This window comes from Sporomusa intestinalis (assembly GCF_055383785.1).
Genome location: NZ_AP042390.1, coordinates 373,006 through 396,882 on the forward strand (window position 1 = coordinate 373,006; position 23,877 = coordinate 396,882).

The 23,877-nt window shown below is 50.8% G+C and carries 22 protein-coding genes; 19 read left to right on the plus strand and 3 right to left on the minus strand.

The window, feature by feature from the left end:
* The first annotated feature begins 1 nt into the window (after nucleotide 1).
* The 4 genes from pth (at nucleotide 2) to ACZ481_RS01735 (ending at nucleotide 3,416) form a co-directional block, all read left to right on the plus strand.
* Nucleotides 2-562, plus strand: coding sequence for an aminoacyl-tRNA hydrolase (gene pth / locus ACZ481_RS01720; protein WP_464768479.1), 561 nt, complete (start codon nucleotides 2-4; stop codon nucleotides 560-562).
* 4 nt (nucleotides 563-566) lie between these two features.
* Entirely contained in the window at nucleotides 567-1,793 is a 1,227-nt protein-coding gene (locus ACZ481_RS01725; protein WP_464768480.1) for a radical SAM family protein, read from the plus strand.
* A gap of 606 nt (nucleotides 1,794-2,399) precedes the next feature.
* The gene (locus ACZ481_RS01730) at nucleotides 2,400-3,059 is read left to right on the plus strand and encodes an N-formylglutamate amidohydrolase (RefSeq protein ID WP_464768481.1); all 660 of its coding nucleotides are present in this window, start codon (nucleotides 2,400-2,402) and stop codon (nucleotides 3,057-3,059) included.
* Nucleotides 3,060-3,065: 6 nt separating this feature from the next.
* Nucleotides 3,066-3,416, plus strand: a complete 351-nt coding sequence (locus ACZ481_RS01735; protein ID WP_464768482.1) for a hypothetical protein — start codon at nucleotides 3,066-3,068, stop codon at nucleotides 3,414-3,416.
* Nucleotides 3,417-3,447: 31 nt separating this feature from the next.
* Here ACZ481_RS01735 and ACZ481_RS01740 read toward each other — a convergent pair whose 3' ends face one another.
* Nucleotides 3,448-4,038 carry a hypothetical protein gene (locus tag ACZ481_RS01740; protein ID WP_464768483.1) on the minus strand — a complete coding sequence of 197 codons (591 nt, stop codon included), beginning with the start codon at nucleotides 4,036-4,038 and terminating at the stop codon, nucleotides 3,448-3,450.
* A gap of 121 nt (nucleotides 4,039-4,159) precedes the next feature.
* Between ACZ481_RS01740 and ACZ481_RS01745 the strand changes: the two genes are divergently transcribed.
* The 10 genes from ACZ481_RS01745 to gltA all read left to right on the plus strand — a co-directional run bounded on the left by ACZ481_RS01745 (nucleotide 4,160) and on the right by gltA (nucleotide 14,443).
* Nucleotides 4,160-5,695 (plus strand): GGDEF domain-containing protein, encoded by a 1,536-nt coding sequence (locus ACZ481_RS01745; RefSeq protein ID WP_464768484.1) that lies wholly within the window; start codon nucleotides 4,160-4,162, stop codon nucleotides 5,693-5,695.
* Between the two features lie 21 nt (nucleotides 5,696-5,716).
* A complete protein-coding gene (locus ACZ481_RS01750) occupies nucleotides 5,717-7,048 on the plus strand; it encodes a PDC sensor domain-containing protein (RefSeq protein WP_464768485.1) in 1,332 nt (443 codons plus the stop codon).
* Nucleotides 7,049-7,405: 357 nt separating this feature from the next.
* The gene (locus ACZ481_RS01755; RefSeq protein ID WP_464768486.1) at nucleotides 7,406-7,579 is read left to right on the plus strand and encodes an indolepyruvate ferredoxin oxidoreductase subunit alpha; all 174 of its coding nucleotides are present in this window, start codon (nucleotides 7,406-7,408) and stop codon (nucleotides 7,577-7,579) included.
* A 72-nt stretch (nucleotides 7,580-7,651) separates the two neighbouring features.
* Entirely contained in the window at nucleotides 7,652-8,332 is a 681-nt protein-coding gene (locus tag ACZ481_RS01760) for a Crp/Fnr family transcriptional regulator (RefSeq protein WP_464768487.1), read from the plus strand.
* Nucleotides 8,333-8,658: 326 nt separating this feature from the next.
* Entirely contained in the window at nucleotides 8,659-9,117 is a 459-nt protein-coding gene (locus ACZ481_RS01765) for a helix-turn-helix domain-containing protein (RefSeq protein WP_464765965.1), read from the plus strand.
* Nucleotides 9,118-9,131: 14 nt separating this feature from the next.
* On the plus strand, nucleotides 9,132-9,788 hold the full coding sequence (locus tag ACZ481_RS01770; protein WP_464770559.1) for an IS630 family transposase: 657 nt from the start codon (nucleotides 9,132-9,134) through the stop codon (nucleotides 9,786-9,788).
* Between the two features lie 608 nt (nucleotides 9,789-10,396).
* Nucleotides 10,397-11,371 (plus strand): DUF1858 domain-containing protein, encoded by a 975-nt coding sequence (locus tag ACZ481_RS01775; protein ID WP_464768488.1) that lies wholly within the window; start codon nucleotides 10,397-10,399, stop codon nucleotides 11,369-11,371.
* Nucleotides 11,372-11,387: 16 nt separating this feature from the next.
* Nucleotides 11,388-12,056, plus strand: coding sequence for a hypothetical protein (locus ACZ481_RS01780; protein WP_464768489.1), 669 nt, complete (start codon nucleotides 11,388-11,390; stop codon nucleotides 12,054-12,056).
* Between the two features lie 118 nt (nucleotides 12,057-12,174).
* Complete coding sequence (locus ACZ481_RS01785; protein WP_464768490.1) at nucleotides 12,175-13,059, plus strand: sulfide/dihydroorotate dehydrogenase-like FAD/NAD-binding protein; 885 nt, start codon at nucleotides 12,175-12,177, stop codon at nucleotides 13,057-13,059.
* A complete protein-coding gene (gene gltA / locus ACZ481_RS01790) occupies nucleotides 13,052-14,443 on the plus strand; it encodes an NADPH-dependent glutamate synthase (RefSeq protein ID WP_464768491.1) in 1,392 nt (463 codons plus the stop codon). Before ACZ481_RS01785 ends, gltA begins: the two co-directional genes overlap by 8 nt.
* 6 nt (nucleotides 14,444-14,449) lie before the next feature.
* Here gltA and ACZ481_RS01795 read toward each other — a convergent pair whose 3' ends face one another.
* Nucleotides 14,450-15,139, minus strand: coding sequence for a heparan-alpha-glucosaminide N-acetyltransferase (locus tag ACZ481_RS01795; protein WP_464768492.1), 690 nt, complete (start codon nucleotides 15,137-15,139; stop codon nucleotides 14,450-14,452).
* A gap of 526 nt (nucleotides 15,140-15,665) precedes the next feature.
* On the opposite strand from ACZ481_RS01795, the gene ACZ481_RS01800 reads away from it, so the two are divergent.
* The 3 genes from ACZ481_RS01800 to ACZ481_RS01810 all read left to right on the plus strand — a co-directional run bounded on the left by ACZ481_RS01800 (nucleotide 15,666) and on the right by ACZ481_RS01810 (nucleotide 17,734).
* Nucleotides 15,666-16,010 carry a DMT family transporter gene (locus ACZ481_RS01800; protein ID WP_464768493.1) on the plus strand — a complete coding sequence of 115 codons (345 nt, stop codon included), beginning with the start codon at nucleotides 15,666-15,668 and terminating at the stop codon, nucleotides 16,008-16,010.
* 109 nt (nucleotides 16,011-16,119) lie between these two features.
* Nucleotides 16,120-16,749: a DUF47 domain-containing protein gene (locus ACZ481_RS01805; protein ID WP_464768494.1), complete on the plus strand. Its 630-nt coding sequence runs from the start codon at nucleotides 16,120-16,122 to the stop codon at nucleotides 16,747-16,749.
* The gene (locus tag ACZ481_RS01810; RefSeq protein WP_464768495.1) at nucleotides 16,742-17,734 is read left to right on the plus strand and encodes an anion permease; all 993 of its coding nucleotides are present in this window, start codon (nucleotides 16,742-16,744) and stop codon (nucleotides 17,732-17,734) included. Before ACZ481_RS01805 ends, ACZ481_RS01810 begins: the two co-directional genes overlap by 8 nt.
* A 124-nt stretch (nucleotides 17,735-17,858) precedes the next feature.
* Here the strand turns inward: ACZ481_RS01810 and ACZ481_RS01815 are convergent, their stop codons facing one another.
* Complete coding sequence (locus tag ACZ481_RS01815; RefSeq protein ID WP_464768496.1) at nucleotides 17,859-18,770, minus strand: LysR family transcriptional regulator; 912 nt, start codon at nucleotides 18,768-18,770, stop codon at nucleotides 17,859-17,861.
* 98 nt (nucleotides 18,771-18,868) lie between these two features.
* On the opposite strand from ACZ481_RS01815, the gene ACZ481_RS01820 reads away from it, so the two are divergent.
* Together ACZ481_RS01820 and ACZ481_RS01825 are read left to right on the plus strand one after the other, a co-directional pair.
* Entirely contained in the window at nucleotides 18,869-22,657 is a 3,789-nt protein-coding gene (locus ACZ481_RS01820; RefSeq protein ID WP_464768497.1) for a phosphoribosylformylglycinamidine synthase, read from the plus strand.
* An 82-nt stretch (nucleotides 22,658-22,739) separates the two neighbouring features.
* Nucleotides 22,740-23,873: an ABC transporter substrate-binding protein gene (locus ACZ481_RS01825; RefSeq protein ID WP_464768498.1), complete on the plus strand. Its 1,134-nt coding sequence runs from the start codon at nucleotides 22,740-22,742 to the stop codon at nucleotides 23,871-23,873.
* The last annotated feature ends 4 nt before the right edge of the window (nucleotides 23,874-23,877 follow it).

A 23,877-nucleotide genomic window follows, 5' to 3' on the forward strand; every position in this document is an offset into this window, starting at 1 on the left:
TGTGAAAGTTATTGTCGGCCTGGGTAATCCCGGGCAGGAATATGGGGCTACCCGTCATAACATCGGCTTTATGGCTGTTGATAAATTAGCGGAAAAATGGTCAATTACCGGCTGGCGTGAGCGGTATAATGCCCTGGTGGCCGAACACCGGGCTGAGGAAACCGTGCTTCTGGTCAAGCCGCAAACCTACATGAATCTGAGCGGCAGGGCAGTAGCGCCGCTGGCTGCTTTTTATAAGGTCCAGTATCATGATATTACTGTAATCTATGATGACCTTGACTTGCCGGTCGGCCGGCTGCGCCTCCGGTTAAAGGGCGGCTCCGGCGGCCACCGTGGTATCGAGTCCATGCTGTATGAATTAGGCAATGATGACTTTACCCGGATACGCATTGGCATTGGCCGGCCGCCACAAGGCTGGGAAACGGCCGGTTACGTCCTCAACCGGTTTACGGATGAGGAAGCACCGGTTATTAGCGAAGCTGTTGATCAGGCTGTTGGTGCGGTGGAATGTATTTTGCAGGAAGGCTTTACTAAGGCCATGAATAAATTTAACAAAGGGTAATAAGATGATTACTACTCTGTATGCTGATGAAAATGGAGAAATATTTGATGCGCCCGGCTACCGGGCTGCTGCCCGCCTTGGCGCCGGCTTGCTGGCGCTGAAGCCGGAGGACCTGATCAGGCTGCCTGAGGGGGCTGAACTGATGTTTCTGCCCGAGCGGGATTGCCTGTATTTTGCCGGTAACAATGTAAAACCGCTGAAAGGCTGCAAAGCTGTGGCGGCAATGCTGCCTGTAGGCTATACCCGCACCCTGCTGCCTGCTTACGCGCGGCGGCAGGGGGCTCCTTCCCTGCCCCTCTTTGGCTATACGGCGGCAGCGCTTTATCAGGATGAAATCCATGTAGCTGCCGTAAGAACGGCCGATAATGCGAAATGGCATCCGTACCGGTATAATACCCCTGGCTTGAAGAAACGGGTTGCGCAGGTACGGCGTGAGCTGCCTGGCAACCGGCTGGTGGAGCATTTGGCCAACTGTTCCCTGGTGTGGCACTGCTGTACAGCGCAAAATCTGTTTTACCGCCGCTGGGAAGCGGGGATCCCGGTTTCGCCGGCCTGCAATGCCAATTGTCTGGGATGTATTTCGCTGCAGCCATCCGAATGCTGTCCTGCGCCCCAAAGCCGTATTTTATTTTCGCCGACCCCGGCCGAGATCGCTGCTGTCGGTAAGTATCACCTTGCCCAGGCGCCGGCGGCGATCATCAGCTTCGGCCAGGGCTGCGAGGGTGAGCCGTCACTGGCTGCCGACTCTATTGCCGCTGCTATAGGCAGCATTCGCAACGCTACGACCCGCGGGCAGATCAATATAAATACCAATGCCGGTTACACCGACGGTATCAAAGCCATTGTCGACGCCGGCCTGGATAGCATGCGGGTCAGTATCATCAGCGCCCTGCCGGCGACCTATCAGGCGTACTATCAGGCCGGTTACAGTCTCGACCAGGTGCGGCAATCCATTGCTTATGCCAAACGGCGTGGTGTCTATGTGGCATTAAATATGCTGCTTTTTCCCGGCCTTAACGACCGGCCGGAGGAGGAGGCCGCCTGGCTTGACTTCCTTGGCGAGACCGGGGTGGATATGATCCAGCTCCGGAACCTGAATTTCGATCCGGACATCTTGCTCGCGTCTATGCCTGCCGGTGGTGTTCCGGGCGGTGTCCGCAATTTCCTTGCCAGCATTACTAAAACCTATCCGGCAATCAGACTGGGGAGCTTTACCGAGCGGATTTCATGAAGGGGCAGCTTTATGCTACCGATTTTATCTATATATCAGAATTTATAAATGAAATAATAATGCCGACATACAAGCTGTAACCGTATATACCGGGCAGTCTTGTATGTTTTTTTGTTGGCGGTCAGCCTATACTTCTCGGGCAGCCCGTCAGTAAAGAAAGGGAATTAACCTGTGTGTATTGACAAAGAACAAAGTAAGTTGTATGATGTATACATGATAAAATTTTTATTTAAATTATTGTAAAGCTGTAAAGGAAAGAGGAGTGATGAGACTGTGTCCGAAAAATCACAGGGCGATTTTGAATCTCAGGGAGGTAAGGTCGCGCTGCCAGAGGAATTTAGCGAGCTGGGAAGCCTTGACCCAAATGTGGATCAGAATTTATTGCGTTTATCTGGTACTGTGTAACCGAACACCGGAATTTCAGTAATATCTGGAATTTCGGTGTTTTTTTTGCAGGATTTACCGGCGCAGATAAAGAATTATGGGGATATCCGGTTGCTGCATTTCTAAAAATAATCTACAGATATAAATCGGTATAGTGGCACCTGATCGACACTAGACCGGTATTATACTGGGGAAGACAAAAAATTTGCAGGGGGCGGAATTTTGAAAACCGGCAATTATATTAAATATTGTTTTGGCACCAATTATTGTCATGTTGATGCCGTGCATGCGGCTTCACCGAAAGCCGACCGGTTTACCGATGAAATCGTGGCCGGAATCATAGCTAAGGCTGGTTGTGCCGGTATTATTGGCACTGTTTCCAGGACTATCGCCGATCTTAACCGGCCGCCCGGACCGGATAATGACGAAGCCGTATGGGAATACCGGCATGTGATCAGCCAGTTCCTCTATAATACAGGCTTACTTGCGCCAGGCAGCCGTAGCCTGGCAAGACCCTATCTGCATATTGGCATTCATGGGATGAAAGACCAGCCCCACGGGCCATTCAGCATCGAAGTGGGGACGATTTATGGCCGCACGTGCTCGGCCCGGGTAAAGAAATGGTTTGGTGAGGCACTGAAAACCAAAGTCAGGGAGTTTTCCCCGGATATTAAGGTTATTTTTGACAAGCACTGGGTAGGGAACAAGTCTCTGGCCTCACACCGTTGGGGCGAGAGCCGGCGCTATCCCGGTTATGGTAAGAATTATAACGCTTTTCAGGTGGAAATTTCCCGGACGCTAAGGGAACATCACCGGCAGGCGATGATTGATATTTTTACTGCTGTTGTGGCAGATTTTAGTGCTATGTCTTGCAGGAGGTAATGAATTGTGGCCAAGATCAAAAAGAATCTCAGTGACAGCGAGATGTTAAAAGGCTGGCATGAACAAGTCACCTTTGAAAACGATGTCAATGAGGAACAGCCTGCCCGGCCAGTGGTTAAAACGGCTAAGAAGGACCCGGCTGAGGATATTAACAGTGCTTTTTTCACCCCGGAACTTAAGGAGTCTGTCGGCAAGGCGCTGTTAGAGCTTAAACTTAATTTATATAAAGAAGGAATTGTTGATTACCAGGTAAAGGTCTCTTGCCAAGGCCACCAAGTATTACTGACGGCAGTACCGCTAAAAGCTAAATTGTCCAGTAACCAGCCTGTACAGCAGGGCGGCAGGAGTAAAGGATAGGTTAATCGGCCTATCCTTTTTATTACCGCTTTTAGTTGTACTCCAGCGGTTCATTAGTAAGCTCAAATAATGCGGCAGTCAGTTCGGTAATATGCTCTTTTTCTTCATTCATTAAATGGCAAAATAATAGCTGAACATCTGTATTTTCGGCTGTTAGCATATAGCGCTGGTATTTATTGGTGGTAAGAAATGCATCATTTAGGGCCTTGGTTAGCAGGTTGACAGTCGGCATTTCTTTTTTGTCCGGCAGGGTTATTGGCGAATCAGGGCACAACGTTTCCTTGGCGGCTTTGGCTTTGGACGGAAACAGCGGCCGGATCATTACCAGCTGGTCAAGGCCAGCCTCGCTGAGCAGTGTGGCCTGTACCGGGTCTAAACGGGATATTGCCCGCATAATCTCCACATAATGCTCCATTTTCGTTGCGGCAATATCGAGAAATAACTGGGGCGTACAGGAGTTTCTGGCAGCATCCAGATAAAAAGCAATGGCTGTACGCTCATCTGCGGCGGCATCTCTCAAAAGTAGTAAATCAGGATCACTGGGGCATGGTTCAAGCGGGCATGCATTAGTTGTTTCGGCTAAGACCTTAGGTTTATTCTTACGGGCTCGGAACATAGCCATACATCCACCTCCGATATAATTACTTATATATTGTATGCCGCAGGAGCGTGGGTGTTAATGCTGATATTACTGCATGTGGTAGCAATAGTGCCGTAATATTTTACAAAAAGAGGCGGGCAGGATGGACGAAAAACAACAACCTGATAAGTATATTGAGGAACTTATTGCTAAGTTGGCACTGCTCGAAGCTGAAAATGATCAACTTAAAAAGACTCAGCAACGGCTGGCTGAGGTAAATAATAATTATCTGATGCTCCATTATCTGACGAACAACATTCAAGACTGCCAGACGACGCAGAGCCTCTGGGAGGCCTATTTGCACAACCTGGGCGGCTGTGGTTTTAATTATGACGCTGTTGCTGTTGTCCTGCCTGATGATAATGACAATTTTACCATTAAACTTACCCTTGCGGACGGTATGCTAAGGCAAACGGCATTTGCGCTGGAAGACGATTATAGCCGGCAGGCGGTTACTAGGAAGGCTGCTGTCACCTCAACTGATAATTTGCAGGTTGCCGCCCCCATTGTGAAAAAAACAGGTGTGGTCAGAGCGATTATTCTGGCGGAAAAAGCCAGTGGCATCTTTTTTGAAGACTTACAGCTGCTGGATGTCTATATCCGGCAGACAGCGGCTATTGTTGAAAATATTATTCTTAATGAAAGCCTCCGGCAGTTTCAGGAATTATTAGGGCGGCAGCTTGATCAGTTTGTTATGCTTCATTATGTTACGAAAGCCATCCATGATGCCGGTAATTACTACGATGTGCTGACAAATTATCTTACAACATTATGTTCACCGCTGGGATTTGGCTTTCAAGAGGGAATTCTTTATATTCTGGCTGAAAACAAGCCGCAAAAAGCCACTTTAAAGGGAGACCGGCTCTTGCTGGCTGAGCTTGATCCCTTTGAAAGCGGACTGATTGAGCGGATTATAAAGGCCAAGCATTATCAAATTTCTCCGGATCACAGCCATTTGTTAATGCCGCTTAACTCTTTCGGCAATATTACGGCGGTAATTGAAATAAACCATGATAAGGGGATTATGCCTGAACAGGTGCAAATGCTGGAGATATTTGCTATGCAGACATCTTCGGCCATTGATAATACCAGGCTTAAACTGCATCTGGAGTATTTGAGCTTCCACGATCAGTTGACAAAACTCTATAACCGGGCCTATTTTGAGACAGAGATCCAGCGGATTGAGGCGGAGAAGCTCTATCCGGCAGGGATTATAGTCTGTGACCTGGATGGACTCAAAATGGTCAACGATACTTGGGGACATGATGCCGGCGATGAATTTATTGTCGCCGCCGCCCAGCTTATCAGGGCAGCCACGCCTGACGATGCAGTGGCTGCCCGCATCGGCGGCGATGAATTCGGTATTATTATTACCGGCAGTGCGGCGCAGACAATAGACAAAGCCGGCCAGAATCTAAAGAAACTGCTTGTCAAGTACAATGCCGGCGGGCCTGATATTCCGGTTGGTATGTCGATCGGGTGGGCTGCCAGCGAGGCTCCGGTGGCAGTCATTGAGATTTTTAAACAAGCTGATGCGCAGATGTATCGGGATAAATCCCTTAATGCTCCCGCCAGCCGCAGGCATATTCTCAAGATGAACAAGCGGCGTTTGGGGACCGGGGCAGAGAAGTTCCAGTAGATAGTGGCTTGGGAGGCGCGCATGTTGCATGTAAGTTCAGTTCGCAAACCTATAAATTACTGGCTGATCGCAGCAGTTATTGTTCCACTGCTGCTGATTGCCGGAGGGGCCTGGGTTGAAGGTCGGCATAGCAGCAACCTCAGGCAGGAGATGGCTAAAATCAGGCACGAAACTGAAGCGGTCTGGATTAACCGGCAGGCCGTATATCTTAAGGCGATTGCCAGGATTTGTGGAAGCCAGGCCGGCAATCACGCGGCCATACTGCAGGATTTTAATACTTTCCTGGATGAGAAAGCAGGTCTGGCGGCATTAGCATACGTTGACCTTGACGGGAGAATTCAGGTTGCAACTGCTGAACCGCCGGGGCGTTATGTTGGCCAGCGTGAGTATTTTACCGCTGCTGCAGACGGGCAGCTGTATACAGGCGAGATACCGGCGGCAGAGTGGGGGCTGGATGAGACTGTGACGGTGGTGGCTGTACCGGTTACCGTAAATAATGAGATCACCGGCGTGGTTTATGGGGTTATGCGTAAAGACGCTGTACAGGCGATGACGACAGGCGTTATTCCTGCCGGACAGGAGGCTGACTGGCAGTTGAGCCGCTGGCTGGCTTGGCTGGGGGCAGTCTATTTAGCAGGGATAATACCCGTATTATGCATGAGTTTTTCGCGTTCCCGCCAGGCGGCGTGCCTGCGGCCGGGTTCTGACAAGCCTGAGCTGCCGGCAGTTCTGGGGGACAAACTATCGGCAGCGGTGGTCGATAAAACCCTGGCTGCCGCAGTTAAGGAACAGGCTGCCGGCAAAAAGTCCGCAGCCCGCAGCAGGGAAACGCCGCCGGCGAAACCGGAAGCCTTGGCAGCAGCGGCTTCACTGCCGGCAGGTTTGCCTGTAGCTGACGGCAGTGGCAAAACAGCCGCCGCCGGGGCAGGGCAGACAAGTCCGGGCGTTATCATTTGCCATATAGATGGCATCGGTGTTATCAATGATATTTTAGGGGCGGAGGCAGGCGCTGCCGCCGTTAAGGCCGCGACCGGGGTAATCCTATCCGCCGTTGGGGTGCAGCCAACAATGGCTCGCCGGGCGGACTGTACCGTCGTGATTGCAGGGGCCGGTACGGCGGTACTGGCGGAATATAAAAAAGACATCGAGTTTTATGTCGACCTTCATAACCTGCTTCAACCGGAGCTGCCTCTCAGTATTACTGTCGGTTTTGCAAGCGCTGCGGAGGGGGATGATCTGCCGGCAGTCTGGGAGAAGGCAAGGGCGGATATGGAGCGCGGCAAAGCCGGCCGGCAGGCAGCGGCACATAAGTTCATCCGCTGGTCAATCAACCGGTACCACCCAAGACACTAGTGGCTCATGCCTTGCCCGGATTACATCGTAATACCTAGTACCTTGTCAGCCCTAATTCAGTGAATACTGACGGTCTATTTTCCGCAACTCTGCGTTGTCGTCAGTCGGCATACGTCCGGTATGCCTCCCTCCTCCGCCTTGATTTGCGAAAAATAGCCTTGCCACTATTCTACTGTTTTAGAGCTGACAAGGTACTAGTACCTAGCTTTTTCTTCATGTTCGTATCGTAAAAGCCGTCAAACTGCAGATACTACAGATAGCTGATTACTGGAAAACCTGGGGGAGGCCGGTTATTACGGTATAATCAGTTCGATGCCGCGGGAATTTCGATCAACAAAACGTTAGGAGGAAAAGCAAATGGCATACAAAATTGACGCAGAATGCATTAAATGCGGGGCCTGTGCGGCGGTCTGCCCGGTTGAGGCTATTTCTGACGGGGATACCCAATATGTGATTGATCCCGGCCTTTGCATTGATTGCGGGGCCTGTGCGGCCGTGTGTCCGGTAGGTGCTATCAGCCCGGGAGAGTGATGGCCAGTTGTCCAGCCTGCAGGCTGGACTTTTATATATAGTTCCAGTATAGCGGGAGGAGAGGTTTGCCTGTTGGAATTTGAATATTTAAAGCATCTGCCGGTTTTTGAAGAATTAGCTCCTGCGGATTTGGCCGCCATCAGCCGGGTGACCCTTGAACGGCGCTACAAAAAAAACATGATTATCTTTATGGAAGGGGAACCGGGCGAAGGCTTTCATTATGTAAAAAGCGGTAAAGTTAAAATAATCAAGGTCAGCCAGGACGGCAGAGAACATATTATTAATATTCTCGGGCCGGGGGAGGTGTTTGCCGAGGTATTGCTCTTTAATCCTGGACCTTATCCGGCTACTGCGGTTGCCTTGGAGGATTCAGTTATCGGCATTATAAAAAACAGTGATCTGGAAAGCGTAGTAGCCGGCAATGCCCGGATTGCCCTGCACATTATTAGGGTTATGAGTAAAAAGCTGCTCCATGCCCAAATGAAAATAAAAACACTGGCATTGTCAGATACCTTTTCGCGCACCGCCCAGATCCTCATCCGCCTGTCGCAGCAATACGGGCGGGCTGTGGCCGGCGGCGTTGAGATTGATCTGGAAATGACCAGGCAGGACTTAGCCAGCCTGATCGGAACAACCCGTGAAACTGTGAGCAGAGTGCTCAACTCTATGAGGAAAGACAAGGTTCTTCAGTTTGCCGATCAGAAAATTATTATCTTAGATGAGCAGCGTTTGCATAGATATCGGGAAATGTAAAAAGCCTGGCGGTATTCTGTTCAGAAATCCGTACTGTTTGAGCGAGTTTACGGATTTTAGGAATACCGTCCGGCTTTTCCGTTTTTGGAGGCTACTAGTACCTTGACAAAGTCAAATATTAGGTTATACAGCGCATCTTTTCCCGCACTGCTTTGTTGTCGTCACCTTACAGATTGCCGAACTGCGCGGCTCCTCCGCCTTGCATTGCGAAAAAATCTACGCTGTCTAAAACTAATATCTAACTTTGCCAAGACACTAGTATATAGACACAATTAGATATTAGCATTAAACTATACCTTAGAGAGAAAAAAGATAGAGGTATAGAAATGAACAAGAAATATGTTGTACGGTTAAGCGAAAAAGAGAAAAAATTAGTCAACGAAATACTAAATAGTAAAAAGACAGCAGCAGGATATAAGAAACGAGCCAATGTACTGCTGCTGTTAGATGAAAGCGTAGGTAAGCCCGCTACCCAAGCGGAAATAGCTGCGCGATGCGGGGTGAGTGATGTAACGGTGTACCACACGGTTCGGGATTATTGCCAACATGGCATAGAATATGCCCTCCAGTATAAGAAGTCGCAAACTCCCCCAAGGGCCGCCATAGTGACGGGCGAAAAAGAAGCACGGATCATAGCGCTTGCCTGCGGAGAACCACCGAAAGGCTATTCACGCTGGACAGTCCGCTTGCTGACAGAAAAGATTATTGAGCTTTCCATAGTCCCTACAGCCAGCCGGGAAACCGTGAGACGGACGTTAAAAAAACTGAACTTAAGCCTCACCTGAAAAAGCAGTGGTGCATTCCACCCCAGTACAACGGTGAGTTTGTTGCGCGCATGGAAGATATTTTAGAGGTATATGCCTTGCCCTACGATGAGGAAATTCCGTTGATTTGCATGGATGAACAACCGTATCAGCTGTTGGGAGAAAAACGCAAACCGCTTTCCATGAGTCCTGGAAAAGCCCACAAAGAAGATTATGAATATACGCGAGAGGGCACCTGCTGCCTATTCATATTCACCGAACCGCTGGGGGGATGGCGACAGGTTCAGGCAACCCAACGCCGGACAAAAAAAGATTGGGCATTGCAAATTCAAGAACTTTTGGAAGTTCATTATCCTCAGGCAAAACGTATTCGTTTGGTCATGGATAACCTAAATACCCACTCGCTTTCTTCTCTTTATGAAACCTTCCCGCCAGAGGTTGCGTTAAAGCTGGCCAAGCGGCTTGAAATACATTACACTCCAAAGCATGGAAGCTGGCTCAATATTGCAGAAATAGAACTTAGTGCCATGACAAAACAGTGCTTGAATCGGAGAATTTCTGATATGGGGCAATTGCAGCTACAAATCGGAGCTTGGCAAAGCCGGCGCAACGCTTCTGCAAAGAATGTTTCATGGCACTTTACAACGGATAATGCGAGAGATAAACTGAAATGGTTGTATCCTAAATTCTAATTGTGTCAATGTACTAGTACCTCATCTTTTTTAAAAGCGAGGGAATAGTTTGCGCAGATTTTTCGGCCGGCTAGGCGGAGGACGCTAACTGATTCAGTAAGATCTGCTTTAATAAGGCCGGTAGGTAATAGGTCTCTTATTACTTGCGCGGGCCGCGCATATCGGGCATATGTAAGGCGACGACAACAACGCAGGGCCGGAAAAGATGCGCAAACTGTCCTTGGTTTTAAGGGAGATGAGGTACTAGGCCTTGTTACTTTTGGCTATGCCAAAAGTAAGCCCATTCCCCGGTATGCCAGGCTTAGCGATAGGCGTAAAGCCCAAAAACCGCGCTGGCGGTGCTTGAATTTTCCAAAGTGTAGATTTGACCTGATTCCGGCAAACTAGGGACAGAACGTGAGGCAGATCACTGTGATCAAAATCACAGTATATTGTGATGCCTGCCAATGAATGGCAAACGGGTATCATATTAGAATAAAAGCAGGAAATAACAACAGGAACCAAAGGCAAGGACGAGTATTTTATGAATAGCCTTCAGCGCTGCTGCCGCGGGAAGGCGCAGCCAGAATGGCAGAGGCAACAATAAGAAGAGTTAAGGAGGTGGCACCATGCTGCCAAAAGGAGCAAATCTGCAAAAAATTCGGAATGGCCAGCGTACTTATGCCATAACCCCCCATCTGCCCGGTGGCTTTATCAAGCCTGAGGTCATGCAGAAGTATGTGGATGTTACCAAAAAATATGGCGGGACAATGAAGCTGACCTCGGCGCAGCGGATTATGATTACCGGGCTTAAGGCCGAAGAGATTGAAAGCATTTGGCATGAACTGGGGATGACACCGGCGCTGGGGTTTGCCAACTGCGTCCGCAGTGTTAAAATTTGTCCGGGCAATGCCTTTTGCAAGCGGGGTAAGCAAGACAGTATCAAGCTGGGGCTGGAGCTTGACAGACGTTATATTAAGAAGGAAATGCCCAGCCGCATCAAAATGGGTGTATCTGCCTGTCCCAACTCATGCGGGGAGTCTGTCGTCAAAGATGTGGGTGTCATCGGCACGGATACCGGCTGGGATGTCTATGTGGGCGGCAGCGCCGGCTCCCATCCCCGGTTGGCCGACAAGCTGATTGAAAGCCTTGATTATGATGACACCCTGCGGCTTGTCGATATAATTATGCGCTATTACCAGCGCCATGCCGATATTGAACGCATAGGCCAGTTTATTGACAGAATCGGGTTTGAAAAGTTCAAGACCGATATTCTGGCCGAGTACTATGGCGGGAAGAGCGCGGCTACTGCACCAAAAACCGCTCAAGCCGCAGACGGGGAAAAGATTGTACCCCTTCCCGGCGGGCTTACAGAAGGGCAGCTGGTATTTGGCGACCCGATTACCGGCGACAGTGTAATCAGCGATATTATCCGGGTTTATCCGCAGACGGTTCCGGTATTCCGCTCTTTTGGCATGGGGTGCCTTGGCTGCCCGTCTTCAGCCGGTGAGCCTGTTACCCAGGCGGCTGAGATCCATGGCCTGAATATAACAGAACTGCTGGCTGCCTTGAATAAAGTCGTGCCAGCTAAAATCAAGTCTTAAACAGGGAGAGATCATCATGAGTGCTTTTTTAGCGCCGATTCATTTTTGGCTGTATAATAAAATACGCTATGTCATTGAGCGCGAGCGGCTGCTTTATCAGGCGGCCGAAAACCTGGGCGACGGTAGGGCTGAAGAAGCCCGGGCCCAGTCCTGGCAAAGCTATGGCGAGCCTTTGCCTGACACTGATTTGACAGAACACATTGACCAGGGCAACATCCATGGCTGGCTGCAACGGCAGATTAATATCGCTGAAAGCCGGGAAGCCGCTTTTATCCAGACACTTGTGGACAGCTGCGGTGCGGCGGCCGCCGATCTGGCGCAGCGGATTTTCCGGGAACATGGCGCCCGCTGCGCCCGCCATGCCGCTGCGCAGAACAAGTATGAAACCGTGTCTGCCATTGGTATCTACAAAGCGCTGAATGACTATTATTTAAATGGCATGCCCTGCGACCAGGCTGATTCAGTACAGGAAAGCACACCCGGCAGATTAGTCTGGGAAAGTGAGGTTTGCTTGCAGGCACCAAACTGGAAAAGGGCCGGGGCTGACGGGAAACTGATGAAAGCGCTTTATAGTCAATGGCTTACAGCCTTTGTCCAAAACCTCAATCCTGAATTTGCCTGTAACCAAACCACGGCTACCAAGGACGGACGGTTACTTACCAGGTATGAGATTGTCCGGGTCTAACCCTTGCCGCGGCCCAACGCTGCGGCTTTTTTCCTATTCCCAACCAGGGCAATTTGTGCTATAATCGTCGTACTGATTTTTGTCGTATAATGTCGAAAAAGTAAAGGGTGAGGCTGAAATGTTCCCAATAGTTGAGAAACGAAATTTAGCAGCGCAAATTTATCTAATGGATGTAAAAGCTTCCCGGGTAGCAAAGGCGGCCAGGCCTGGACAATTTGTCATTGTAAAGATGAATGACAAAGGGGAAAGAATACCTTTAACCATTTGCGATTATGATACCGAGCGGGAAACGGTCACCATTGTGTTTCAGACCTTAGGGCAGTCGACGACAGAGATGGCTAAATATAATGCCGGCGATTATTTTTCTGATTTTGCCGGGCCGCTGGGAAAAGCCTCAGAGTTTATTTGGGACGATATAGAGGCTTTGCGGAGACAACGGTTTGTTTTTGTGGCCGGCGGGGTAGGCGCGGCGCCGGTGTATCCACAGGTCAAGTGGCTGCAGCAGCGTGGTGTCCAGGTCGATGTAATCCTTGGCGCCCGCGCTAAGGATTTCGTCATTCTGGCAGCGGAAATGCAGGCATTGGGGGCTAAGGTGTATGTTACGACCGATGATGGGTCCTATGGCCGTAAAGGCCTCGTGACTGACGTTTTAAAAGATCTCATTGACAGTGGCACAAGGTATGACCAGGTAATAGCTATTGGGCCGATGATTATGATGAAGTTTGTGGCCAAGCTGACCAAATTGTATGATATTAAGACAACCATCAGCCTAAACCCGATCATGGTTGACGGTACCGGCATGTGTGGCGCCTGCCGGGTCACGATTGGCGATGAGACAAAGTTCGCCTGTGTCGACGGGCCTGAGTTTGATGGCCATTTAGTCGATTTTGATGAAGCCATGCGGCGCCAGGCAATGTATAAGACAGAGGAAGGCCGCTGCCGGCTTGCGGCCGAAAAAACCAGCCACACCGGCGGCTGCTGTGGAGGTGAGAATAATGGGTAAAGCAGCCAGAGTACCGGTACGTGAACAATGTGCCCGGACCCGGGTCGGCAATTTCGACGAGGTATGCTTAGGCTATTCATTGCCTGAGGCTGTTGCCGAAGCAGCCCGGTGTTTGAACTGTAAAAATGCCAAATGCGTGGGTGATTGCCCGGTAGCGATAGATATTCCGGCCTTTATCAGTTCTGTTAAAAAAGGGGACATTGCCGAAGCGGCCCAAATCATTGCCAGGTCCAGTGCCCTGCCGGCGGTGTGCGGCCGTGTCTGCCCCCAGGAAAGCCAATGTGAAGGCAAGTGCATTCTCGGCCATAAAGGGGAGGCCGTTGCGATTGGCAAACTGGAACGGTTTGTTGCCGACTGGGCCAGGGAAAACCAGGTAGATACCAGCGCGATAACGGCAAAAAACGGAAAAAAGATTGCTGTTATCGGCAGCGGCCCGGCGGGTCTGGCCTGTGCCGGTGATCTTGCCCGTAAAGGGTACTCCGTCACTATTTTTGAGGCCCTCCATGAGCCAGGCGGCGTACTTGTTTATGGTATTCCCGAGTTCCGGCTGCCGAAAGAAACGGTGGTCAAACATGAGATTGCCAATCTTAAAAAGCTGGGGGTTCGCATTGAGACCAATGTCATAATCGGCAAGACGGTAACAATTGACGAGCTGTTACAGGAAGAAGGCTTTGCCGCCGTATTTATCGGGTCAGGCGCCGGACTGCCCAAGTTTATGGGGATTGCCGGCGAAAATGCCAACGGTGTATTTTCTGCTAATGAGTTTTTAACCCGCAACAACCTGATGAAAGCCTTTAAAACAGATTATGCGACCCCGATCAAGGTCGGGAAAAAAGTCGCGGTTGTCGGCGGCGGCAATGTGGCTATGGATGCCGCCAGAACTGCCGTCCGGCTGGGAGCCCAAACCCATATTGTCTATCGCCGGTCGGAAGCGGAACTGCCGGCCCGGGCCGAGGAAGTACATCATGCCAAAGCAGAGGGCATTATTTTTGACGTGCTGACAAATCCGACCGAGATTGTGGTGGATGATACCGGCTGGGTTAGCGGCCTGCGCTGCGTCAAGATGGAATTGGGTGAGCCTGACGCCTCCGGCCGCAGAAAACCGGTTCCCGTACCCGGCTCTGAGTTTGTTATGGCGGTAGATACGGTGATCATGTCCCTGGGAACTTCGCCGAACCCGCTCATCGCTTCAACCACCCGGGGGCTTGACGTCAATAAGTGGCAGTGTATTGTTGCCGATGAAGCAACCGGTCTTACCAACCGCGAACGTGTTTATGCCGGCGGCGATGCCGTCACCGGTGCAGCCACCGTAATCTTGGCCATGGGAGCAGGTAAAAAAGCCGCCCAGGCCATTGACGGCATGCTCAGGGGCAACAACCAGTAAAGCCGCCTAGGGCTTTATTATGTGCAGGAGTGCCAATATGACCGGCTGGTGTATAAGATAGATAAGCAGCGACCTTCGGCCCAGCCAGCCTAACCAGCGGCAGGGACGGCAGCCTGCTGCGGCCGGCCACCGTGTTTGGCTGACAGGATACAATCGCTTGCCTATAGCCATACCGTAGAGGATAATACCCAGCCAGGGCAGCAGGGGGTAGTAGTCAAGGGAGGTAAAGGCTGCCGGCGTGAGACCAAAAGGTATCAGCCAGCCGGTGGTTACTGTCAGCTGAGAAAAGGCATTGCCAAGAGCAAGGCTCAATGTGCCGGCGATGCTGAGCGCCAGGGCGCTGCCCTTGTTAAGGAGCGGGGCGGCCAGCATGGCCGCGCCCAGCAGGTGCAGAATGCCGAACCGGATATAAACGGCAGGGTTGTAGCAATAGGTAATGACCGTAATGAGCAGACCGGTGCCAAATACAATCAGCCCGCGGCGCAGCGGCCGGCGGCTGAGAACATTGCTGACACCGGATACCAGCATGAATAATATGGCGGCGGATTTGCCCTGGTAGTACCAAAAGCCTGCCAAATAATTAATCGGCCAGTCATAAAAAAAAGCCAAATCAAATACAGTATGAAAAATGATCATTAACAATATTGCTATTCCCCGTACTATGTCCAGTTCAGCAAGCCTGACAGCGTTGGCCACGGTAAGCGCCTCCCTTATATGCGGCAGTAATGCATCTAGTACCTCATCTCCCTTAAAACCAAGGATAGTTTGCGCATCTTTTCCCGCACTGCTTCGTTGTCGTCGCCTTACATATGTCCGATATGCGCGGCCCGCGCAAGTAATAAGAGACCCATCACCTACCGGCCTTATGAAAGCAGATCTTACTGAATCAGTTAGCGTCCTCCGCCTTGCATTGCGAAAAAATCTACGCAAACTATTCCCTCGCTTTTAAGAAAGATAAGGTACTAGTTTAACGATAAATGACAATTTGGCCGACGTCAAGTAATGCGGCCATGACTGCCGGGTTTGGCTGCAGCCGGGAACTGAGCGCGTCTGTTGATCATGCCTTGGTAATGTCACCTTAAGGCCCTGGTCGGTAAATGGGCAAACTGTCCGGGAAGATGGATAACAGCTTGCAGGAATACCTCCGCCAAAAGGGAATATACTACCAAAGACAAGCTTTGGGTTATCAGCGCTCAACCCTGACCACAGGATGGTGTATGAGATGAAAGATATTTATATTATATTATTTTCTATTTTACTGGGGGCTGTTGGGCAAATTGCCTTTAAGTTTGGTGCTGTCCGTATTCCGGACACCGGTTCTTTGCTGGTGAAGATGATAGCCGCCTGGCCAATACTTGCCGGTTTAGGCTTGTATGGAGTGAGTACGCTGCTCTGGATTTATGCGTTGCGCACGGTTGAACTAAGTTATGCCTACCCGCTTATCAGCTTAGGGTACGTACTGGTGTTTATTGCTTCTTTTTTTCTGTTTCATGAGGCGATTGGCCTGCTTAGACTGGGCGGAATGGTCTTGATTCTGGCCGGTATTGTCCTGGTGGCTAACTCGTAGACAGTAGGCTTAAATTAACCGAATCTTAACATTTCTTTACAATTAGTTAACAAAGCCTGAGGGTATATGCTATAATCAGTTTGAATCCGACAAATTGAGGAGGCTAAGTATGGGATTTGGCTTAAAGCCCCGTGAAGAAAAATTTTATGGTTATCTTCTGGCAAATACTCAACTTATTCGGGATGCAGCCGAAGTTTTGCAGGAGGCGCTGAACAGAGACGGAGATTTGTTTGAATTAATGGCTCAAATCGACGAACTGGAGAACAAGGCTGACGAGAATACGGCTAAAATTGTTGGCTTGCTGCACAAAACATTTATTACGCCCCTTGACCGGGAAGACATCTATAGCATTGCTCATAAACTTGATGATGTTATAGACTGTATGCAGGGCACGATTGAACGTATGGAACTCTACAACGCCGGTACGGCATCAGAAGGGGCCAAAGCTCTTGCCGAACTGGTAGCTAAAAGTGCCAAACAGATTGATAAAGCGTTCAGTCATTTGCCTGAAATTAAAAAGCAAAAAGATAAGCTGGAAGAGCGCTGTGCCCGGATAATTGAATATGAGTCACAGGGAGACCGGCTATACAGGCAGGAGATGGCCAAACTGTTCAGAGAATGCAATGATCCTATTGAAATAATCAAATGGAAAGAAATCCTGCTGCATCTGGAAGAGACTCTTGATATCTGTGAAGATATCGCCAATTTATTAAAGGGAGTCATCGTAAAGTATGCCTGATATGACGCTGGTTTATATTGTGGTCTTTTTGGCGCTGGCCTTTGACTATATCAACGGCTTTCATGATACAGCCAACGCCATTGCCACTTCGGTATCGACCCGGGCTTTGGATCCTCAGTACGCTGTAATACTGGCCGCTATTCTTAATTTCGCCGGGGCGCTGTATAGTACCGGGGTAGCCAAGACAATCGGCGGCGATCTGGTTAAGTCAGCTTCGTTAGTGAGTCAGCCGGTCATTATCTCCGCCTTGTTCGGGGCTATTGTCTGGAACCTGATTACATGGTGGGTTGGCATTCCCAGCAGTTCCTCCCATGCGCTTGTTGGTGGCGTACTGGGAGCGGTTATAGTAGGCGCCGGTTTTAGCGCCATCAACCTTACGGGTGTCGAAAAAATTGTCCTTTCCCTTGTCCTGTCGCCGCTGCTTGCGATGGCTGGCGGGTATGTTATCATGATTGCTATGATGTGGATTTTCGGGCGGCAGGAGCCGGGGAAGCTAAATACCGGCTTCAAGAAAATGCAGCTTCTTTCCGCCAGTCTGATGTCTTTCTCCCATGGTTCCAACGATGCGCAAAAAGCGATGGGAATTATTACCTTGGCTCTTTTGAGTTCAGGGCAGATACCGTCACTAGAGGTCCCGCTGTGGACCAAAATTGCCTGTGCCACCGCCATGGGCCTGGGGACGGCCGCTGGCGGCTGGAAAATTATCAAGACTATGGGCGGTAAGATTTTTAAACTGGAGCCTATCAATGGCTTTGCTGCCGATATGAATTCGGCAATGGTTATTTTTGCAGCTACGAATCTGCACCTGCCAGTCAGTACTACCCATGTGGTATCTGGCTCGATTATGGGGGTTGGTTCGGCCAAACGGATTTCCGCTGTACGGTGGGGCGTAGCCCAGCAAATGCTGTTTGCCTGGATACTGACCATTCCGTTCAGTGCAGTAACAAGTGCACTTATGTATAAGTTTCTCATGTTATTCCTGTAAATTACATTTTAATCAGGCCTGCAGGGCGAGCACCGTACTTTCCCGCAGGAACAAGTTATTGTAAGCAAAGCAGCTCAAGCCTATGGCCAGGGTTGCTTTTTTGTCCAGTCTTTGCGGATTTTATTTACTGTGCTGCTGTGATCAGGTTCATGAATTTCTGGGCTGCGACCGGCAGCGGTACGGTACTGTTGGTGACCGCTCCTAAATAACGGGGCGGGATATCCTCGCTAATTGTCACAAGGAATAGCTTTTTTTGTGCGAGCTGGTCGGTCATGTATTCCTGGGGGGCAAAGGCAATACCAAGCCCGATTTGGGCCAGATCAATCAGCAAATCAATGCTGCCGAGCTCTATTTCGGGGGTTATGGATACCTGATAGCGCTTAAGCAAGGCGTCAAAGAAGCTGCGGGTAACCGTGTCTTTTTCCAGAACCAGGATGGGGTACTTAGCCAGATCTTTTATGGAGAGCTTGTGGTGACGCAGGGAATAGTAATCTTTTCCCGCCACGAAGACATCATGGATTACATTTAGTTTGGTAACAGAGAGCTTGCTGGTGAGTTCTTCCGCTGGGGGCTGCAGTTCGGGGTGCAGATTAACAAAGCTTATATCTGCCAGGCCTTTGCGGACAAGTTCAGTACATACCGGCGATGTCCTGTTGGTGATATTGATTTTGATGGCGGGGTACAACTTATTAAATTGTTTTAGGTAGGATAGTAAATAATATCTGCACAGCGTGTCACTGGCGGCAATTCTAAGCTCACCCCGGGCCAGAGAATGAACAGCCTGGATATTGCGCTCGCCTGTCCTGAGGAATTGGTAGGCTTGTTCTACGAAGGAAAATAACATGGCTCCCTCCGGGGTTAGCCGTACCTGTTTGGTCGTGCGGGAAAACAGGCGGCTGTTGAGTTTTTCTTCCAGCAAGTGAATCGACTGGCTGACGGCAGACTGGGAAATATGCAGCTGCAGGGCGGCTTCTGTAAAACTTAAGGTTGCCGCAACATGGTAGAATACCTTATACAGCTCAAAACTAATATCCATATATATAATTTCTCCTTATTAATAAAATAATTATTATTAATTTTTATTATTAATTATATTGTGTTACGATAAGAATGTAAAGATAGGAGGCGGATAATTTGGACAGGGTAAAAGAGATAATACGTCGCATATTTGTCGAGAAGAAGCCTGGCTTTCAAATTGAGGCGACAGGCATATATTCTGATCTGAAAGAGAATCTGGGGATAAAGGGCTTACAGTCGGTTAGGGTCCTGAACCGCTACGATGTGGCCGGGCTGACGGAACAGGAATTTGCCAGTGCCGTTCCTGCCATTTTTTCCGAGCCGCCTGTGGATATTGTATATTTTGAGAAGCTTGACTGTAAAGACGGTGACCATGTATTTGCGATAGAGTATTTGCCGGGCCAGTATGACCAGCGGGCCGACTGGGCGGCACAAAGCGTGCAGATCGTAACCCAGCAGGAGCCGCCGGCTGTGAATACGGCGAAGGTTCTTGTTTTGACAGGCGAAATCAGTGAGCAGGAACTATTGAAAATCAAGGGGTATTGCATTAATCCGGTTGAGGCGCGGGAAGCTTCGCTGGCCAAACCGGAATCACTAACTATGGTGTGCTGTGTTCCCGGCGATGTATTGGTGCTGCAGGGTTTTATTACAAAAACTCCCCAGGACCTGGTAGAGTTTATGAACACAGAGGGCTTGTCAATGAGCTTTGAGGATTTGGTTTATTGTCAGCAATATTTCCGGGATACGGAGCGCCGGGAGCCGACCATCACCGAGATTAAGGTCATTGATACGTATTGGTCGGATCACTGCCGGCATACGACGTTCCTGACAGAGATTCAGTCGGTTTCCATTGCCGGGGGCCGGTTTTCCCGGCCGGTGGAAACGGCTTATCAAGCGTATTTACAAGCACGGGAGTTTGTCTATAACGGCCGGGCCAAAGACGTCAGCCTCATGGATATAGCCACTTTGGCAATGAAAGAACTGAAAAAACGCGGGCAGCTTACTGATCTGGATGAATCGGAAGAAATCAATGCCTGCAGTATCATTGTGCCTGCTGATATCGAGGGCCGGACGGAAGACTGGCTGGTCATGTTTAAAAATGAAACTCATAACCACCCCACCGAGATTGAACCGTTCGGGGGAGCGGCTACCTGTCTGGGCGGCTGCATCCGTGATCCCCTGTCAGGCCGCTCTTATGCCTACCAGGCGATGCGTGTTACCGGCAGCGGTGATCCCCGTACCCCGCTGGCAGCCACGCTGCCGGGCAAGCTACCGCAGCGGAAAATAACGACAAGCGCAGCGGCCGGCTATAGCTCTTATGGGAATCAGATTGGTTTGGCAACAGGCCAGGTGTCTGAGATCTATGATGAGGGGTATATTGCGAAACGGATGGAAATTGGGGCGGTCATCGCAGCGGCGCCCAAAGAGAATGTGGTGCGCGCCATGCCGGAACCAGGCGACGTTGTCATTCTGGTAGGCGGCCGTACCGGCCGGGACGGCTGTGGCGGCGCAACCGGCTCCTCCAAGGCTCACACGGAGGAGTCGCTTATGAATTGCGGGGCCGAAGTCCAGAAAGGAAATCCGCCTACAGAGCGCAAAATCCAGCGCCTGTTTCGCCGGCGGGCAGCCAGTACCATGATCAAGCGCTGCAATGATTTTGGCGCCGGCGGCGTGTCTGTGGCCATTGGTGAACTGACCGACGGTCTGCATATTAACCTGGATGCCATTCCTAAAAAATATGAGGGTCTTACAGGCACCGAGCTGGCTATCTCGGAATCGCAGGAACGGATGGCAGTGGTGGTTGCCGCAGCCGATGCGCAGCAATTTATCCACTACGCCGATGAGGAGAATCTGGAGGCGACTATTGTTGCCACCGTTACTGACAATAAGCGTTTGCAGATGCTTTGGCGCGGCCAGGCTATTGTCAATATCAGCCGGGAGTTTTTGAATACGAATGGCATCAAACAGCATACGGCCGTAGCTGTGACTGCTCCGCCGGCCAACAGCTATTTCGAAAGCCTGCCGGCCCTGGCCGGTAAAAGCCTGTCAGACCTGAAGGCCGCTTGGCTGGGGATGCTGCAAAACCTGAATATCTGTAGCCAGAAGGGGCTTGTTGAGCGCTTTGACAGCAGTATTGGCGCCGCTACGGTGCTGATGCCTTTTGGCGGCAAATACCAGGATACGCCCGCCGAAGGCATGGCCGCCAAGCTGCCTGTGCTGGCGGGAGATACCACGACCGGGACAATCATGACCCATGGTTTTAATCCCGGACTTTCGGCCTGGAGTCCTTTCCACGGTGCGGTTTATGCCACGATTGAGGCTATTGCCAAGGTTGTCGCCTTAGGGGGCGATTTCCGCACAGTCAGGCTGACTTTGCAGGAATACTTTGAAAAGCTGGGCAAGGACAGGGTAAAGTGGGGCAAGCCCTTCAGTGCGCTGCTGGGAGCGTTTTATGCGCAAAAACAGCTGGGCATCCCGGCTATCGGCGGCAAAGACAGCATGTCAGGCACCTTTAAAGAGCTTACTGTACCGCCTACCTTGGTGGCCTTTGCGGTAACGGCAGTCGATGTGCGGCATGTTGTCTCCCAGGAGTTTAAGCTGACCGGCAGTAATGTGGTTTTGGTCCGGGCCCGGCGCGATGCAACCGAAATGCCGGATTTTGCTGCCTTAACTATAGCGTATGACCGTGTGCGTCAGCTGGCTGCAGCCGGCAAGATTCTGGCCGCTTATACGGTTAAACTGGGAGGCGTAGCCGAAGCTGTCTGCAAAATGGCATTTGGCAACCGCATTGGCATCCGGTTTACCGCCGCCGTTACGGAGACTTCCTTGTTTATTCCGGATTACGGTTCGCTGGTGCTGGAACTGCCGGCCGAGGTACAGCCGGAAAAGGAATTAACCGGTGTGGATTATGCCTTGCTTGGCAAGACAACAGCCACTCCTGTTATTCATGTTAATAACACCGAGATTGCCCTGGAAGAAGCTTTTGCCGCCTGGGAACAACCGCTGGCGAGGGTGTTTCCTGTCCGCACAGAACCGGCTGCCTGTGAGCCGGCTGGTTTTAGTTATTATCAAAACCGCCGCCGCTGCCGGCCGGCAGTCCGTATTGCCGCGCCGAAGGTGCTGATTCCGGTATTTCCCGGTACTAACTGTGAATATGATACGGCCAAAGCGTTTGCCCAGGCCGGGGCCCGGCCGGAAATCCTGGTGATCCGCAACCGGACTGCGGCTCAGATTGAAGAGTCTATCCGCGTGCTGGCCCGGCAAATAGGCACCGCTCAGATTGTGATGCTGCCAGGGGGCTTTAGTGCCGGCGACGAGCCTGACGGTTCAGGCAAGTTTATCGCCGCTATGTTTCGCAATCCCCTAGTGAAGGAGGCCGTGACCGAGCTTTTAGAGCAGCGTGATGGTTTGATGCTGGGGATTTGTAACGGGTTCCAGGCGCTTATTAAGCTGGGACTTGTTCCTTATGGTGAAATCCGTGACCTGACAGCCGCCAGCCCGACCTTAACTTTTAATACAATTGGCCGGCATATTTCGTCCATGGTCCAGACTAAGGTCGTTTCCACCTTGTCGCCCTGGCTGAGTTATACTCAACCCGGTGATGTGTTTGTTATCCCGGCATCGCACGGCGAAGGCCGGTTTTATGCCCGGGAAGAGGACATCATCGGCCTGGCGGCAAATGGACAAATTGCCACCCAGTATGTTGATTTTGACGGCCGTGCCACTTATGACGGCAAATTTAATCCGAACGGCTCTTGCCATGCCATTGAGGCGATTACCAGTCCTGACGGGCGGGTGCTGGGGAAAATGGGTCATTCGGAACGGACTGGCAGCCATGTGGCCGTTAACGTTCCCGGAACCAAAGACCAGCAGTTGTTTCAGGGCGGCGTTAAATATTTCCGTTGAATAGCAGGCAGCGGGAGCAGGAAAATAATTCTTTCATGGCTAATTAAATTACCAAGAATGAATTGTCGGATGGAGGGATATTGTGCCAACTGTGAGACGTTTTCAGACGGCAGCTTTAACAATATTCCTGCTCATAACCCTGGTCGCTGCCGGCTGTATTGACCGGGCCCCGCTTGAAATCGGTTTTGTTGCCGGTTTAACCGGCCGGCAGTCTGATCTTGGGGTTGCCGGCCGCAACGGGGTAATTCTGGCGGTTGAGGAAATAAATGCGGCCGGTGGTATTGACGGCCGTCAGGTTCAGCTTGTTGTTAAAGACGATAAGAATGATCCTGAGGTAGTCCGCCTTGTTGATGAAGAACTCATTAACGCCGGCATAAAAACGATTGTCGGGCATATGACCAGTGTGGCAGCAGCCGCTTCGCTGCCGGTAATTGCCGGCGGCCAAGCCCTGATTGTAAGTCCGACGGCGCGGGCGGACAGTCTGAGCGGCCGGGATGACTTCCTGGTCACCGTGATGCCGCCTCTTAGTGTATCGGCCCAAGCGCAGGCGGCTTATGCGGCCGATACGCTTGGGCTCAAAAAAATGGCCGTTATTTATGATATAACCAATGGGGATTTTTCTCAGGCCTGGCTACAGGCTTTTACGGCTGAATATGAGGAACTTGGCGGCACGGTTGCGATTGCCTATTCGTTTATATCAGGCAAGAGCGTGGATTTTGAGAAGCTGGTAACCACGGTAGCCGGCTACTGGCCGGAGGGCGTACTTATTATTGCCGGTGCAGTGGATGCTGCGGTTCTTAGTCAATGGCTCAAGAAGGATCATGCTGCTATGGCTGTATTTTCCAGCAGCTGGGCAATGACCGACGACTTTATTCACCACGGCGGCAGTGCGGTGGAAGGGGTTATTTTCAGCGGCCCCTTTATTCCTGATCCGCAGGGAATAGCTTACAGCCGGTTTGCCCGTGTCTACCAGGAGCGGTTTGGCAGCAGGCCCAACTATGCGGCTGCTTATGGCTACGAGGCTGCGCAATTGCTGGTGGCCGGCATTAAGCGAGCAGGCAATACCGAAGCCCGGGCTGTCAGGGATGCAATTTTAGCCCAGCGCCAGTTTCCGGGATTATGGAGTGAGATTGTTATTAATGCGACAGGGGATAGTCAGCGCCCTGAGGGACTGATTCTTGTAAAGGACGGTCAGTTTACACCCCTGATTAATTAAAGTG

Excerpts from the sequence above, each read along its gene's own strand:
- ACZ481_RS01800 (WP_464768493.1), top strand. The coding sequence starts at position 15,666 with ATGAAAGATATTTATATTATATTATTTTCTATTTTACTGGGGGCTGTT.
- ACZ481_RS01815 (WP_464768496.1), bottom strand. The coding sequence starts at position 18,770 with ATGGATATTAGTTTTGAGCTGTATAAGGTATTCTACCATGTTGCGGCA.
- ACZ481_RS01725 (WP_464768480.1), top strand. The coding sequence starts at position 567 with ATGATTACTACTCTGTATGCTGATGAAAATGGAGAAATATTTGATGCG.
- ACZ481_RS01785 (WP_464768490.1), top strand. The coding sequence starts at position 12,175 with ATGTTCCCAATAGTTGAGAAACGAAATTTAGCAGCGCAAATTTATCTA.
- ACZ481_RS01780 (WP_464768489.1), top strand. The coding sequence starts at position 11,388 with ATGAGTGCTTTTTTAGCGCCGATTCATTTTTGGCTGTATAATAAAATA.
- ACZ481_RS01750 (WP_464768485.1), top strand. The coding sequence starts at position 5,717 with ATGTTGCATGTAAGTTCAGTTCGCAAACCTATAAATTACTGGCTGATC.
- ACZ481_RS01810 (WP_464768495.1), top strand. The coding sequence starts at position 16,742 with ATGCCTGATATGACGCTGGTTTATATTGTGGTCTTTTTGGCGCTGGCC.
- ACZ481_RS01765 (WP_464765965.1), top strand. The coding sequence starts at position 8,659 with ATGAACAAGAAATATGTTGTACGGTTAAGCGAAAAAGAGAAAAAATTA.
- gltA (WP_464768491.1), top strand. The coding sequence starts at position 13,052 with ATGGGTAAAGCAGCCAGAGTACCGGTACGTGAACAATGTGCCCGGACC.
- ACZ481_RS01745 (WP_464768484.1), top strand. The coding sequence starts at position 4,160 with ATGGACGAAAAACAACAACCTGATAAGTATATTGAGGAACTTATTGCT.
- ACZ481_RS01740 (WP_464768483.1), bottom strand. The coding sequence starts at position 4,038 with ATGGCTATGTTCCGAGCCCGTAAGAATAAACCTAAGGTCTTAGCCGAA.
- ACZ481_RS01755 (WP_464768486.1), top strand. The coding sequence starts at position 7,406 with ATGGCATACAAAATTGACGCAGAATGCATTAAATGCGGGGCCTGTGCG.
- ACZ481_RS01775 (WP_464768488.1), top strand. The coding sequence starts at position 10,397 with ATGCTGCCAAAAGGAGCAAATCTGCAAAAAATTCGGAATGGCCAGCGT.
- ACZ481_RS01805 (WP_464768494.1), top strand. The coding sequence starts at position 16,120 with ATGGGATTTGGCTTAAAGCCCCGTGAAGAAAAATTTTATGGTTATCTT.